Here is a 15397-nt window from a genome sequence, read left to right on the forward strand (position 1 = left end):
CCCCTGCCGATCAGTCACGTCTGCTGGCCCTCCGGTACCCGACCGCAAGCGGGACGGCGACGACGGCGGCCACTCCCGCGGACCATAACAGTGTTCCCAGCACCGGTTTGAGCACGGGCCCGCCCATCGACAGCCCGCGCATGGCCTCGACGACGTAGCTGCATGGCTGGTGCTCGACGAAGGGCTGAAGCCAGCGCGGGAACTGATCGAGCGGCACGAACCCGGTGCTGAAGAAGAACATGATTGCCGCGATGACCTCGGTCGCCTGCGGCACCAGCGCGTTGGAGGCGTAGAGCGCGATGGTCATCACCACCGCCGAGAACGCGACGCCGAAGACCGCCGGCATGAACAGCCAGGCGAGGGCCGGCCCGAAACCCTGCTTGAAGCGGAAACCCAGCAGCAGACCGACCGACAGCACCGCGGAGGTGATGACGACGATGCGCACCCCCTCGGCGATCAGGCGCGAGAGCAGCCCCGAAGCGCGGTGCGAGGGCACCACCCAGAACCGGGACAGCAGGCCGTCGTCGCGCTCGCGCATCACGCCGACCGCGACGATGATCGCCCCCGAGGTCGCGCCGATCAGCGACACCAGCGGCACGCTGCCGTAGAGCGCGCTCTGGCCCGTCACCCGTTTGACGCCGTCGCCCAGCAGGATGTCCAGCGCCACCAGGAAGAAGGCCGGGAACATCAGCGACTGGGCCACGGTGGCGGTGTCGCCGCTCCACCGCCGCAGGATCCGTGCGGTGAGAAGCGAGGTCTCGCTGATCAGGCTCACGGTCGCCTCGCCACCCGCGCGTGCAGCCAGGTGAACACCACGATGTTCGCGGCGATCCAGGCCAGCCCGGGCCCGATCACCGACCAGCTGACCGGCGGGGCGGCCGGCGTCGAGTCGCCGGCCAGCGCGCGCAGTCCGTTGAGCCACTGCGACAGCGGCTGGTCGCGGACGAACGGCTGGATCCACGTCGGGAAGCGATCGGCCGGCTGCAGGCCGACCGACGCGAGCCCGAGGGTCACCTGCGGCACCAGCAGCAGCGGCGCGGTGGCCTCGGGGTTGCGGGTGGCTGCACCGATCAGGTCGCCCATGAGTGCCAGCGCCGCGCCGACCAGCAACGTGAGGCCGATGAATCCGGCTGTGTGCCAGAAGGTTCCGTGGAACCGGAAGCCGATGATGTGGCCGCACGTCAGCGAGACCACCAGTGCCACCACGCACCGGTACATGCTGGCCGTCATCCGTGAGCCGAGCGGGGTCAGCCTGGGCATCGGCATGGCCCGGAACCGGCGGTCGATGCCCTGGATGGAGTCCATCGCCGAGCGGAACGCCGCTGACACCGCGGCGAAGAAGATGGCCTGCAACACGATCAGCGGGGTGAGGTACTGCGCGTAGCTGCTCATCGGCTGCACCGCGCCCAGGATGTTCTTCAGCGGCAGGTAGAAGCCGATGGTGAAGACGATGGAGCCGATGATCTGGGTGGCCAGTTCGCCGTTGATCAGCGTCGGGATGATCATCCGGGTGGTCAGGGTCCACCATTGCTGGATGGTGGACGGCATCGGCCGCGCCGACGCCGGGATTGCGCCCGCGGTCATGCCAGGGCGTCCGCTTCCATCGCCTCGACGGCGTCGGCCTGGTGACCGGTCAGCCGCAGGAACACCTCGTCCAGCGACGGCCGCCGCAGCGCGATGTCCTGCAGCTCGATACCGGCGGTGGTGACCACGTTCAGCGCCGCGATCAGGGTGTTGGCACCGTCCGGGGCCGGCATCGAGACACGGTCGGAGGCGTCGTTCAGCGCGGCGCGGTTCTCCTCGGGCAGCAGGCCGCCCAGCGCGGCGGCCACCGCCGGAACATCGGTCATGTCCTGCGGGACGATCTCGCAGTAGGTTCCCCCGATGCGCTCCTTGAGTTCGTCGGCGGTCCCCTCGGCGATGATGGTGCCGCGGTCGATCACGATGATCCGGTCGCTCAGCGAGTCGGCCTCCTCCAGGTACTGGGTGGTCAGCAGGGTGGTGATCCCCTCGGACTTGAAGTCCGACACCAGTTCCCAGATGCTCAGCCGGCTGCGCGGGTCCAGGCCGGTGGTCGGCTCGTCGAGGAACACCACCTCGGGGCGCACCACCAGGCCGCAGGCGATGTCGATGCGCCGGCGCATGCCGCCGGAGTAGTGCTTGACGCTGCGGTCGGCGGCGTCGGCGAGGTCGAATCGGTCCAGCAGTTCGGCCGCGCGGGTCTTGGCGTCGGCCTTCCTCAGCCCCTGCAGGCGGCCGAACATGACCAGGTTCTGCCGGCCGGTGAGCATGTCGTCGAGAGCCACTTGCTGACCGGTGAGCATGATCGAACGCCGCACCGCACCCGGGTCGGTGCGCACGTCGTGTCCGGCGACCACCGCACGGCCGGAGTCCGGGGTGGACAGTGTCGAGAGGATGTCGACGGTGGTGGTCTTGCCCGCCCCGTTGGGGCCGAGCAGTCCGAGCACCTCGCCGCGGCCGACCTCGAAGCTGATTCCGCGCAGGGCCGTCACGGACCCGAAACTCTTCTTGAGGTCCTCGACGATCACCGCTTTGTCCGTGCCGGTCATCCTGCGTCTCCTATGCGCTATCAATCGACGACAGGTCCACCAGCGCCAATTCGTCGTCCGCGGACTCCCCTGCCAAATCCAAGGCGGCCTCGGCGAGCGCCTCACGGGTCAGTTCGAGCAGCGCGGCGTTGAAGTGCCGGGACAGCGACTCGGCGTCGGCGTGCCCGAGACGGCGGGTGTCGAACCACCAGTCCACGTGCAGTTCCCCGGCGTGGCGGTACACCCTCAGCTCGATGGCGTGGCCGAGTCCGGGCACCGTCTCGCGGACCGGCAGGGCGGTGTCGGAGTCGAACCGGACCGGCATGTCGTCGTCGTTGCCGGCCGGGAGGTCGGGAATGGTTCCCAGGTGCGAGAAGAAGATGTCGGCGGGGCGGCCCTCGCCGAGCAGTCGCGCTGTCGGCGCGTAGACATAGCGCAGCAGCCCGCAGCCGATTCCGTGGTGCGGCACCGCTTTCAGCGTCGCCGCGACATCCTCGATCAGTTCGCGGGCGTTGACGCCGGGCTGCGACGCGCACGGGATCACCACCGGATAGATGGTGGTGAACCAGCCGACCGTGCGGCGCACGTCGACATCGGGCCGCAGCACCGAGCGGCCCTGGCCGCCGAGTTCGATGGCCAGCAAGCCGTCGCCCACCGTGCTGCCGACCGCCCGGGCCAGCGCGGCAAGCAGCATGTCGTCCAGCGGAACCCCGAGTTGCCTTCGGGCGTCGTCGATCTCGCCGGTCTCCCCGATGCCCAGCGTCGAGGGCAGCCGGACCAGGTCGCCCGCGCCGGGCGGTTCCGCTGCCGGCCCGGCCACGTTGAGGGTGGCCTTGCGGGAAGTCTCCAGCCAGTAGTCGCGGCTGTCCTGCACGGCCGGGTGCATGGCCAGCCCGGCGCAGCGGTGCAGCCAGTCCCCCCATGACGTGGTGACCGCCTCCAGCGTGATCGGCTCGCCGGCCAGTTGCTGGGCGAAGGCGGTGAAGACGTCGGTGAGCAGGATGTCGCGCGAGACGTTGTCACCGGCGATGCCATGCAGGCTCAGCACCAGGTAGGCGTGCTCGCCGGAGGTGACGTGCGTGGCGGTCAGCGGCGCGCCCAGCAGGTGGTGATCGCCCGTCTGCTCGGCGAGCACGGCCATCAGCGCTTCGCGCTCCTGCGCGCTGCCCGGTGCGAGCCCAGCCGGCAGCTCCGCGGTGACCAGCTCGCCGAACTCCCCGGGCTCGGCGAGGTGCTGGTCCCAGGTGCCGTGGTCGACCAGCCGCAGCCGCAGCGCGTCGTGGTGGTTGGTCACCGCGGTCAGCACGGCGCGCACGTCATCGACGCCGACGTCGGAGCGCAGCTGCAGAACCAGCGGGACCCGCCAGCTGCCGAGGTCGCGCAGGCCGTGCTCCAGGAAGTAGGAGACGTTGGGGGCGACGGGCGGGTTGGCGGGGTCGGCGGGCGAGCGGCGGGCCAGGCTGCCCTCGGCGTAGCGGGCGTTGATCGCCTTGGCCAGCCCGGCCACCGTCTGGTTCTCGTAGAGGTCCTGCGGGGTGAGGTCCAGGCCCTCCTTGCCGGCCGTCATGGCGACGCTGATGGCGACCAGCGAGTCCCCGCCCACTTCGAAGAAGTTGGTGTTGCGGTCGATCGAGGCGATGCCGAGGCACTGCGACCAGATGCGCGCCAGAGTGGCCTCCATCTGCGACGTGCCGGTGAGGGCCGGGCCCGCTGCGGCGCCGCCGGCCTCCGGGGGACCCGAGGCTCCGCCACCGGTCCCCCGGCTCGCCGGGTTGTACTCGACCCAATGCCGTTGCCGCTCAAAGGGATAGCCGGGCACCGACACCAGCGCGCGGCGCCCGCCCAGGCGCGGGGTCCAGTCCACGTCGATACCGGATGCCCAGAGCTGGCCGAGCGCGAGCAGGAACGTGTCGTGGTCGCCGCGGTTCTGAGCCTGGTGGCGCATGAGCCGGACCGCGCGGTGACCGGATCCCCAACCGGGATGCCGCATCGCCGAGGCGGTCAGGCTGCCGCTCGGGCCCACTTCCACGACCACCCGGTCCGGGTCGGCGAGCAGCACGCCCAGTTCGTCGGAGAACCGGACCGTTTCACGGATCTGCCGGGCCCACGTCGAAGGGTCGGTCGCCTCGCTGTCGGTCATCCAGTTTCCGGTCACGTTGGACAGCAACGGAATCCGCGGCGCGTGCAACTCCAGACGGGACAGGAATGCGGTGAACTCGGGGATCACCGGGTTCATCAGACGGGAGTGGAAGGCGTGGGCGGTGCGCACCCGGCGGGCGACGATCCCGCTCTCGGCCAGCCGGGCCTGGAAGTCGCGGATCGCCTCTTCGGAGCCGGCCACCACGCAGCTGCCGGGATCGTTGACGGCCGCCAGATCGACCTCCCCGCCGAGATGCGCTGCGACGGCGTCCGGCCCGAGCGCCACCGCCACCATCACGCCGCGGGGCGAGGCGTGCATCAGGCGAGCCCGCATCGACACCGCCTTGACCGCGGTCGGCAGATCGAACACCCCGGCCAGGGTTCCGGCCACCCACTCGCCGATGCTGTGGCCGGCCAGTGCCGACGGCCGGACCCCGTAGGACTCAGCCAGCTTGGCCAGCGCGTACTCCACCGTGAACAGTGCGGGCTGGGCACGGTCGGTGCGCTCGAGGTTGCGGCCGGCCCCTTCGAAAACCTCGGCGTGCAGGTCGAAGTCCATCTCGGCACCGAAGGCAGCCGCGCAGGCGTCGAAGTGCTCGCGGAACACCGGCTCGCACTCGTGCAGCCCCCGCGCCATGCCGATGTACTGGGCGCCCTGACCGGGGAACACGAACACCACCCGGTCGGTGGACTTGACGTCCGGGGCCTGGCCGATGAACACGTCGTCGGTCTCCACGGCGGCCAGCACGTTCGCCGCGTCCTCCTGGTCGTCGACCACCGCGGCCAGCCGGATGGGCTCGCGGCGACGGCGGGTCAGGGTGTAGGCGACATCGGACAGGCTCAATTCGTCGGCGTCGGACAGTTCGGCCGCCAGTGCGGTCCGCGCGCCGGACAGCGCCTCGGCAGTGCGGGCCGACAACAGCAGCACCTGCGGCCCCGGTGCGGCGTCGGCCGTGTCGACGGCCGGCGCCTCCTCGAGAACCACGTGGGCGTTGGTGCCGCCGACGCCGAAGGAGCTGACACCGGCCCGCAGCGGACCGTCCCATTCCCACGGGCCGTCCTCGCCGCGGATGGCGAACGGCCCGCGGTCGAGGTGCAGTTCGGGATTGGGGCTGGTGTAGTGCAGCGTCGCCGGGATCGCCCGATGCTTGAGGCACAGGATGGTCTTGATCAGCCCGGCCATCCCGGCTGCGGTCTCCAGGTGGCCGATATTGGACTTGACCGATCCGACATAGCAGGGGCCGGGCCGGTCCTCGGCCGAGATCGCGAAGGCCTGCCGCAGCCCCTCGATCTCGATGGGGTCGCCCAGCGGGGTGCCGGTTCCGTGCGACTCGATGTAGCTGACCGTGGCGGCGTCGACTTCGGCGACCGCGTGTGCCTCGGCGATCACCTCGGCCTGACCGGCCGCGGTGGGCGCCGCGTAGTTCATCTTGGTCGCGCCGTCGTTGTTGAGCGCCGATCCGCGGATCACCGCGTGGATCCGGTCGCCGTCGTCGATGGCGTCCTGCAGTGGCTTCAGCACCACCACACCCACGCCGCTGCCGAAGATCGTTCCGTCCGAACGGATGTCGAAGGGTCGGCAGTGCCCGGTCGGCGACACCATCGACCCGGGTTCGTACCAGTAGCCGACGCGGTGCGGGATCCGGATGGACGAACCGCCGGCGAGTGCCATCTCGCATTCGCCGTTGAGGATGCTCTGGCAGGCCAGGTGCACGGCCACAAGGGACGACGAGCACGCCGTCTGCACCGCCATCGCCGGGCCGCGCAGGTTGAGCTGGTGGGCCACCCGGGTGGCCAGGTGGTCCTTGTCGCTGTTGAGCGACAGGCTCACCATGTCGAAGCTGGCGCCCTGCCCGAAGACCATCGAGTGGTCGTAGTGCGACATCAGGTTGTGCAGCAGATAGCCACTGGCAGAGGAGGTTCCGAACACCCCGACCGTGGCGTCGATTCCGGCCGGGTCGTAGCCGGCGTCCTCCAGCGCGTGCCAGGCGGACTGCAGGAACAGCCGGTGCTGCGGGTCGAGCATGCGGGCTGCCTGCGGGGTGAATCCGAAGAAGCCGGCGTCGAAGTCCTCGATGCCCGACATCAGCGCTGCGCGCCGGACGTAGGAGCGGTTGGCCAGGGCCTTCTCCCCCACCCCCTCGGCGATCAGGTCGTCCTCGCTCAAGTCGACGATCGACTCCACGCCGCCGCGCAGGTTGCGCCAGAACTCCGATACCGAGGACGCGCCGGGAAACCGGCCGGCCATCCCGACGATCGCGATCGCGTTGGGCGGGTAGTCGCTTGAAGTCACGGTCGCTGTCTAACCTTTCGGCGTGCCGCAGCCTGTTGGCGGGCGGCGGCACGTTGTTGTGCGCGATCGGCAACGGCGCTGGGGCGTTCGGCGGTGTCCTCGGCCAAGCCGAGCTGGCGGATCAGGTCGACGGCCAGGTCGGCCATGGTGGCGCCTTGCAGGATAAGCGCCACCGGCGGCTCGACGCCAAAATCGGCCCGCACGGTGTTGCGCATCCGCACCGCCATCAGCGAGTCCATTCCCAGCTCGGTCAGCGGTTGGTCGGTCTCGATGGCGCTCTCCGCGGAGAACCCCATCACCGCGGAGATCCGCCGGCGCAGCCGGGCGGTCACGATCCGCTCCACCTCCTCGGCGTCGAGGCCGCGCAGCGCGTCCGGGCCGGCCCAGTCGTCGTCGGCCATCTCGATGTCGACCTCGCCGGCCATCCCGGCGAAGTAGCCGAGCTCGCGGATCTCCGGGAAAACCTCGACGGCGCGGTCCAGCCGCAGCCGGGCCACCCCGACCTTGGTGAAGTTCCCGGCCAGCACACCCTCGAGGGCCTCCAGGCCCTCCTCGGGGGACATCGGGTCGAGCACGCTGAAGCTCAGTGTGCTGGCCAGGCCGATGTCGGCCCACTGGCCCCAGTTGATCGCCGTCGCCGGCAGCCCGTTGGCGCGGCGCCACTGGGCCAGGGCGTCCAGCCAGGCGTTGGCGCAGCCGTAGGCGAGCTGGCCCGGCGAGCCGAGCAGGGCGGCCATCGACGAGAAGCCGGCCCACCAGTCCAGCTGCCGTTCGGCTCCCTTCTCGTTCAGCGCCTGGTGCAGCCGCAACGCGCCGGTGGCCTTGGGCGCCCAGATCGCGTCGAGGCTCTCCCGGGTCAGTCCGGCCACCAGCTGGTCGTCGAGGACGGCGGCGGAGTGGATCACGCCCCGCAACGGCCGGCCGGTCTGCTCGGCGGCTGCGACCAGCCGTTCGGCCACCCCGGGCTCGGCGAGGTCGCCGAGTTCGACGACGACCTCGGTGCGCTCGCGCAGTTCTGCCAGCGCGGCCTCGGCGGCCTGGGAGGGGGCACTGCGCCCGTTGAGCACCAACCGGGCGGCTCCGCTGTGGGCCAGCCAGCGGGCCACGGCCAGTCCGATACCGCCCAGGCCGCCGGTGACGATGTAGGCGCCGTCGGGCCTGACCACCGGGATGCGGGACTGCTCGGGCAACTCGGCGCGGGACAGCCGTTCGACGAACCGGTGACCGTCCCGCCACGCCACGATGTCGTCCGGGCCCGGCGAGGCCACCTCCAGGGCGAGCGATGCCGTGTCCCCGGCGTCGAGGTCGACCAGGGTGGCTTGCAGACCCGGGTGTTCGTAGGCCAGCGTCCGGACCGCGCCCCGCAGCGCCCCGATCCCGGGTTTGCCGGACTCGCCGTCGGCAACCACCAGACCGCCGTGACTGACCAGCCACAGCCGCGGGGAACGGCCGTGCCAGCCGGTGGTGACGGCCCGCACCGCAGCGGTGACCGACCAGAGCACGTCGCGGGTGTGCGTCAGCGCTTCGGTGTCGCCGGCGTCGAAGGGCCGGTTCCCGAGGAAGGCGATCACACCGGCGGGCGGCAGGGCGGGGTCGTCGGCGACCTCGGCGAAGGCCACCTGGATCGCCGACTCGTCGTGCAGGTCGGCGGTGAAGACCCGGCGGGTCGGCGATCCGAACCCGGAGATGAATTCCTCGGCGGCGGCCGCGCCCTCGGCGCCGTCGGTCAGCACCAGCCAGCTGCCGGTCGGGTCACCACCGGCCGGCACCGGCGTGGGCTCCCAGACGGTGCCGAAAAGCTTGCGGGACAACGGCAGCGGAACGGTGCGGCGCTGGATACGTCGCAGGTACACGCCGCTGACCTGCGCCAGCGGGGTGCCCGCCTCGTCGGTGAGGGTCACCCGGCCCACCGCGTCGCCACCGCCCTCGGCGATGCTGACCAGCTCCGCACGGCAGCGGGCACGCCGGCCGATCGGGCCGAACACCCGGATCGACTCCATCGCCACCGGCAGATAGGTGACATCGGTGGAGTCGGAAAGGATTTCGGCGGGCATCGCGGCGGCCAGCCCCTGCAGCGCCGAGTCGAGCATCACCGGGTGAAGCACCGCACCGCGGTAGGCGGGCGCCTCGTCGGGCATGACGATCTCGGTGTCGGTCGGACCGGCGGCGGTGCGCACGATCCGGGCCAGCCCGGCGAACGCGCGGCCGTGGAAGGCGCCGGTGCGCCGCAGCCCGGTGTAGAAGTCGCCGGGCGCCACCACGGTGTCGCCCTCCCCGCCCGGTGCGGGAGTCGGCGCGGCCGGCGGCTGTGCGTCGGCGGCCACCCGCGACACCCGCGCGACGGCGTGCCTGCTCCACTGCCCACCGGCGCCCCGGGAGTGGATCTCCACCCGGGCGGTGCCGTCCTCCTCGGGAACCAGTTGGGTGGTCAGCCGGGTCTGGCCGTCCAGCGGCAGCATCTTCTCGACCTCGAGGCGGCTCACCTCGACCTCGGCGGGTTCCAGGCCCAGCGCCTCGCAGCCGGCGGCCAGGGCGATCTCGGCGAAACCCGCGCCGGGCATCACCGGCTGGCCGTGCACCTTGTGGTCCTCCAGCCACGGGTTCGCCACGGTGCCGACGTCGGACTGCCATACGTGGGCGCCGCCGGCCGGCAGTTCGACGTGCATGCCCAGCAGCGGATGCGCCCCGGTGAACTCCAGACCGGTCAGCACGGTCTGCATCCAGTAGTCGGTGTGCAGCCACGGCGTCGGCGGCAGGTCGACCAGCACGTCGCGCTGCCCCACCGGTGCGGCCGCGACCGGTGGGCGCACCAGGGCCAGCTGGGTGTGGAAGGTCAGCGTCTCGGGCTGATCGCGGTACACCGTGCCCGCCACCCGGGCCTCGGCGGCGGTCTCGCTGATTGCGTGGGTCAGCAGCGGGTGCGGGCTGATCTCGATGAAGGTTGCGTTGTCGGCGGCCGCCTGCTGCACGGCCCGGCTGAACCGGACCGGGTTGCGCAGGTTGGCCACCCAGTAATCGGCGCCGAACATCGTTGTGCCATCGGGATATTCGGCGGTATTGAGTACCGGAATCGTCGGCCCGGCGGGCGCGAGGTGACTCAGCGCGTCGCGGAGCTCGGACAGGATGGGATCGACTGTCCCGTGGTGGGAGGCGACGTCCACCTCGACGCGGCGGGCCAGCAGGCCCTGGGCGGCGACCTTCTCGATCAGCTCGTCGACCTTCTCGGGCGGGCCGGCGATCACCGACTGGGTCGGCGAGGCGTACACCGCCACCGAGACATCCGGGTAGTCGGCGGTCAGCCGCTCGGCCGCGCCCGCGTCGAGTTCCAGCAGGGCCATCGCACCCTGCCCGGACAGCCGCGACATCAGCCGCGAACGGGTGGCGATCACGTCGAGCCCCTCGGCCGGGGTCAGCGCGCCGGCCACCACCGCGGCGGTCACCTCCCCCATCGAATGGCCGATCACCGCATCCGGCTGCACCCCGTAGGAGCGCCACAGTTCGGTCAGGGCCAGCTGGATGCCGACCAGCACCGGTTGGATCCGCTCGATGCCGGTGACAGGCTCCCCCGCCTCCAGCACGCCGCGAAGCGAGAACCCGGCCTTGTCGGCGAAGGCCGGCTCGAGCGCGTCGATCGCGGCGGCGAAAGCCGGCTCGTCGGCCAGCAGCTGACGGCTCATGCCGGCCCACTGCGCGCCCTGGCCGGAGTAGACGAACACGACGCCCGGGCCGGCCGCGGACTGGTGGGCGGCCACCACCCCGGGGGCGGGCTGGCCGGCGGCCAGCGCGCGCAGGCCGGTGACGGCTTCGTCGGGGTTGCGAGCCGACACGGTGGCGACGGTGCCGAACCGGCTGCGGTGGTTGAGGGTGGCGGCGACATCACCGAGCGCCACGCCCGCTCCGGGGCCGGCCAGCCAGTCCGCCAGGGTGCCGGCGGCCGCGGCTACCCGCTGCGGGGTCTTGCCGGAGATCACCAGGGTGGTCACCGACGGAGTGCCGGCCTGCTGCGGGTGCGGGGTGGGGCCCTGTTCGAGCACCACGTGGGCGTTGGTGCCGCCCATCCCGAACGACGACACCGCCGCCCGCCGCGGCCCGTCCTGCTGCGGCCACGGCTGCGAGGCGACCGGGACGAACAACCGGGTGGCCGACGGGTCGATCGCCGGGTTCCACTTCTCGAAGTTGAGGTTCGGCGGGATACGGGAGTGCCGCAGTGCCAGGACGGCCTTGATCAGTCCGGCGACACCGGCCGCGGCTTCCAGATGGCCGAAGTTGGTCTTGACCGCACCGAGCGCGCACGGCGCCTCGCCGCGGCCGTAAACCTCTGCCAGAGCGTCGAATTCGATCGGATCGCCCAGCGGGGTCCCGGTGCCGTGGGTCTCGACGAAATTCACCGAGTTCGCGGTGACGTCGGCCGCGCGCAGGGCCCGGACCATCACGTCGCGCTGTGCCGGCGCGTTCGGCGCGGTCAGGCCGTTGGACCGGCCGTCCTGGTTGACCGCAGACCCGCGCACCACCGCCAGCACCCGGTCGCCGTCGCGCACCGCGTCGGTGAGCCGCTTGAGCACCACCATGCCGGCGCCCTCGCCGCGGACGAAGCCGTCGGCACCGGAGTCGAAGGAGTTGCACTTGCCCCGCGGCGAGAGCATTCCCCATTTACCCAGCGCCAGTTGGGTTTCCGGGCGCAGGCTCAGGTTCACCCCGCCGGCCAGGGCCAGGTCGCTCTCCCTCATCCGCAGGCTCTGGCAGGCCAAGTGCACCGAAACCAGCGACGACGAGCACGCCGTGTCCACCGCGACAGCCGGGCCGCGCAGCCCGAGCAGGTAGGCGATCCGGCCGACGGTGACGCTGTGGGCGTTGCCGGTTGCCGAGTAGGCGTCGATAGTGTCCGGGTTGCCGGCCGCGATGCTCTGGTACTCGGTGTAGTAGACGCCCAGCATCACCGCCGCCCGGGTCTCGCCGAGCTGCTCGGGGCGCAGTCCGGCGTTCTCCAGCGCCTCCCAGGCCACCTCGAGGGCCAGCCGCTGCTGGGGATCCATGGCGACCGCCTCGCGCGGGGAGATGCCGAAGAAGTCGGCGTCGAAACCGGCGATATCCGGCAGGTAGGCGCCCCACTTGGTGGGCATCCGTCCCGGCGCCATCGGGTCGGGGTCATACAGCGCCTCGGCGTCCCAGCGGTCCGACGGTGTCACGGTGATGGCGTCGGTGCCGTTCTCCAGGAACTCCCAGTAGGCCTCCGGGCCGGTGACCCCGCCGGGGAACCGGCAGCCGATACCGACGACCGCGATCGGTTCGGCGCCGCTGATCCGCGAGGCCTTCTCGAACTGTTCGGACAGCGCCGAGCGCTGCTCGGCCGTCATCGCCGAGATGCGGTCGAAGGTCGTCTTCATCGGCTGCCGCCCTCGCTGCTCTCGATGCTGTCGAACAGGGCGTCCAGCACGCTCACCGAGTCCTCCGCGGCCTCCGCGGCGAAGGAGGACTCGGCAGGCGCCTCGGCGGCCGGGGTCAACAGGCCCGCGACGTGCTCGGCGAAAGATCCGACGGTCGGGTGGTTCCACAGCATCGTCGACGACAGCTCCCGCTGCACCAACTGCTTGGCGTCGCGCAGCAAGGTCATCGCCATCATCGAGTCCAGTCCAAGTTCCGGGAACGGCCTGTCGTAGTCCACCGCGTTCTCCGGCATACCCAGTTCGCGGGCCAGGATCGCCCGAAGCCTGACCCGAAGCTCGCCGAGGATCTGATCGGCGGTCATCGTCGACCAGGCCGGCACATCGACCGGCACGGAGGACGGGCCGGCATCGGCCAGCGCCGGGGCCGAGTCCACGAGAGCGTACCGGAGTCCGCGCACGTCGAGACAGGTGCGACCGTCCTGCGCAAGCACTCGCGCGTCGGCCACCAGGTCCTCCCCGGGGCCGACGCGCCGGCGCACCTCGACGAGGACCTCCCCTGCCGCGGACCCGGCCGCCAGTGCCTCCAGGGCGGCGGGCAGCATCAGCGACTCCGACCCGTCCAGCAGGCGCGCGACGTGCACCGCGGCGTCCAGCAGGGCCGGCGCGGAGGCGTCCGGCACGGTGACCGCCGCTCGCAGGCCGCCCGGCACGGGCTCGAATCCGTCCAGGGTCCATGGGAAGGGCTGGCCGTCGACTCCGGACTTGGCCTGCAGCTCGCCGATGGCCGCGGGGTCCCAGGCGATCTCCGGGGTGTCCTCGCGGGCCGGGGCCGGCTCGGGCAGAACCGGCACGATCCGGGCGCCGCAGTGCCGGGTCCAGCGATCGGCGGGGGTGTCCGGCCCGGCGCTGGAGTAGACGGTTACCGACTCGTCCTCGAGCAGAACCTGGATCACCCGCGGCTGCTCGGCCACCACCGGGTACTCGAACCGCACATCGCCGAGAATCGCTCCGCCGGCCGCCGCCGACAGTGTCTGCAGCAGCACCGAAACCGGAACCACCTCCACCCCGCGCACCCGGTGCCGGCCGGGATAGGGCTTGTCGGCGGGCCGCAGTGCCGCCCTCCAGGTGGGCACCCGGGCGCCCTCGACCGGCTCGCCAAGCAGGCTGCCGAACGCGGGCGCGGGCATGCCGTCGATCCCGGCGGAGTCACCACCGGGCAGCAGGTGGTCGACGACCGGCAGCGGGGCTCGCATCTGGTAGGCCTCGGCCAGCCCGGGCCAGTCGGCGCCGGCCACCACCGACCGGATGCCCGCGTCGGGGCTGAGCACCGCGGGCATCATCCGGATGGCGGTCTCGTTGGGCATCGGCGTGAGGCCGGCCGACTTCGTCGAGGGCCGGGCGTCCGCCCAGGACTTCCACAGGCCCCAGTCCACGACCGTCGCGGCCAGGCCGAGGGCCCGGCGGGCATACGCCAGGGCGTCCAGGAAGGCGTTGGCCGCCGTGTAATGCCCGAGCCACCGCGACCCGAGGATCCCGGTGATCGAGGAGAACAGCACGAACCGGCGCACCGGTCTGGTCAGCGTCAGCCGGTGCAGCACCTCGGCGGCGTCGAGTTTCGGCCGGAACATGGTGGTGACGTCGGAGTCGGTCATCTCGGTCAGCAGCACCTCGGTGCCGGCCAGCGCGGCGAGGTAGATGCCCTCCAGCGGCGGCAGGTCGTCGCCGAAGCGGGCGAACAGCGCCGCCATGGCGGCCGGGTCGGCGGCGTCGGCGGCGACGGCGACCAGGGTGGTGCCGGCGGCCTTCAGTTCGGCCTCGAGTTCGGGAAGCGTTCCGCCGCTGCGCGATACGGCCACGATGGTCGCCGCACCCATCTCGGCGAGCTGGCGAACCAGATAGGGGCCGACGTTGCCGGTGGCCCCGATCACCAGGTGGCTGGTGCCTGGTTCGAGTCTGGTGAGCGCCACCGCGGGGGCGTCCCGCCGTTCCAGCCGCGGGACGTGCCGCTGGCCGCGGCGGTAGACGGCCTGGTCGTCGCGGCCGCTGTCGGCCGCCTCGGCGGCCAGGATTCGGGCGACCAGTTCGGCCGGGGCCGATTCGTCGACATCCACCAGCCCGGCCCACAGCTCGGGGTGCTCGAGCCGGATGGTCCGTCCCATGCCCCACAGCACGGCCTGCGCCGGGTCGGCGCGGTCGCCGTCCTCGACCGGCTGGGCGTTGCGGGTCAGCAGCACGAGCCTGGGCGCCTCGGCCATCCCGGCCAGCACCGTCAGCAGCCGGCGCGCGGAATCGAACAGGCGGTGGCCCGTCGCGGCGTCGACCCGTGGGCCGCCCGGCGGCGCGTACAGCACATAGCGTGCCCCACTCAGCGCCGCCCGCAAGGCGGCCTCGTCACCGCCGTCGTCGAGCACCGTGGCGTCCATCGCCACCGAGCCCGGCCCCAGCAGCGCCGCGAGTTCCTCGCCCGGCCCGGGCTCGGACAGCACCAGCCAGCGCCCCGCGGCGGGAGCGGCGGGTATCTCGCGGACCGGCCAGTCCAGAGCGTGGAACCACTCCGCTCCGTTGGGGCCGCCGGACATGCTGCGCTGCAACGTCTCCGGGGCTTCGGCGACCGCCAGCCAGTGCCGGGTGTGGTGCCACGGTGTGGCCGGCAGGACGGCGCGGGGCTCCGGCGGGTGCGGCGTGTCCGGCGGCGCGGCGGTGTGGGTGGCGTTGAGGTTGGCCCGGAAGGTGAAGGTGTCGTTGGTGTCGCGCGCCAGCGTTCCCAGGGTGTGGTGGTGGACGCCCTCGAGACTCTGGTCGATGGCGTAGCCGAGCAACGGGTGCGGGCTGACTTCGACGAAGACGCCGTGCCCGGCGCCGGCGGCGGCCACCGCCTGGGTGAATTTGACCGGGTTGCGCAGGTTGGCCACCCAGTGATCGGCGTCGAAGGCACCCACGCTCGAGTCGCTCCCCGAGTCGCCGGTCGTGACGAACACCGGGATGGCCGGCGGCCGGGGATCCAGACCGGCCAGCTCGGCCCGAAGGTCGGC

6 protein-coding genes are annotated in these 15397 nt (G+C 71.9%); all 6 read right to left on the minus strand.

Going from position 1 to position 15397, the window contains the following annotated elements; all coding sequences use genetic code 11:
• Window positions 1–10 precede the first annotated feature (10 nt).
• Window positions 11–775 carry an ABC transporter permease gene (locus ACKOQ4_RS08145; RefSeq protein WP_526290640.1) on the minus strand — a complete coding sequence of 255 codons (765 nt, stop codon included), beginning with the start codon at window positions 773–775 and terminating at the stop codon, window positions 11–13.
• A complete protein-coding gene (locus ACKOQ4_RS08150) occupies window positions 772–1584 on the minus strand; it encodes an ABC transporter permease (protein WP_526290642.1) in 813 nt (270 codons plus the stop codon). Before ACKOQ4_RS08150 ends, ACKOQ4_RS08145 begins: the two co-directional genes overlap by 4 nt.
• Window positions 1581–2570: an efflux ABC transporter ATPase subunit, DrrA-related gene (locus ACKOQ4_RS08155; RefSeq protein ID WP_526290644.1), complete on the minus strand. Its 990-nt coding sequence runs from the start codon at window positions 2568–2570 to the stop codon at window positions 1581–1583. The genes ACKOQ4_RS08150 and ACKOQ4_RS08155 overlap by 4 nt, the downstream gene beginning before the upstream one ends.
• A gap of 10 nt (window positions 2571–2580) precedes the next feature.
• Complete coding sequence (locus ACKOQ4_RS08160; protein WP_526290646.1) at window positions 2581–6981, minus strand: type I polyketide synthase; 4401 nt, start codon at window positions 6979–6981, stop codon at window positions 2581–2583.
• Window positions 6978–12365 (minus strand): type I polyketide synthase, encoded by a 5388-nt coding sequence (locus ACKOQ4_RS08165; RefSeq protein ID WP_526290648.1) that lies wholly within the window; start codon window positions 12363–12365, stop codon window positions 6978–6980. The genes ACKOQ4_RS08160 and ACKOQ4_RS08165 overlap by 4 nt, the downstream gene beginning before the upstream one ends.
• Window positions 12362–15397 (minus strand): SDR family NAD(P)-dependent oxidoreductase (locus tag ACKOQ4_RS08170; RefSeq protein ID WP_526290650.1); only part of this gene is annotated, 3036 nt, incomplete at its 5' end. The genes ACKOQ4_RS08170 and ACKOQ4_RS08165, both read right to left, overlap by 4 nt.

The sequence above is a fragment of the Mycobacterium sp. genome, from assembly GCF_046095365.1.
In the GTDB taxonomy this organism is placed as follows: Bacteria; Actinomycetota; Actinomycetes; order Mycobacteriales; family Mycobacteriaceae; genus Mycobacterium.

Excerpts from the sequence above, each read along its gene's own strand:
- ACKOQ4_RS08155 (WP_526290644.1), bottom strand. The coding sequence starts at position 2,570 with ATGACCGGCACGGACAAAGCGGTGATCGTCGAGGACCTCAAGAAGAGT.
- ACKOQ4_RS08165 (WP_526290648.1), bottom strand. The coding sequence starts at position 12,365 with ATGAAGACGACCTTCGACCGCATCTCGGCGATGACGGCCGAGCAGCGC.
- ACKOQ4_RS08150 (WP_526290642.1), bottom strand. The coding sequence starts at position 1,584 with ATGACCGCGGGCGCAATCCCGGCGTCGGCGCGGCCGATGCCGTCCACC.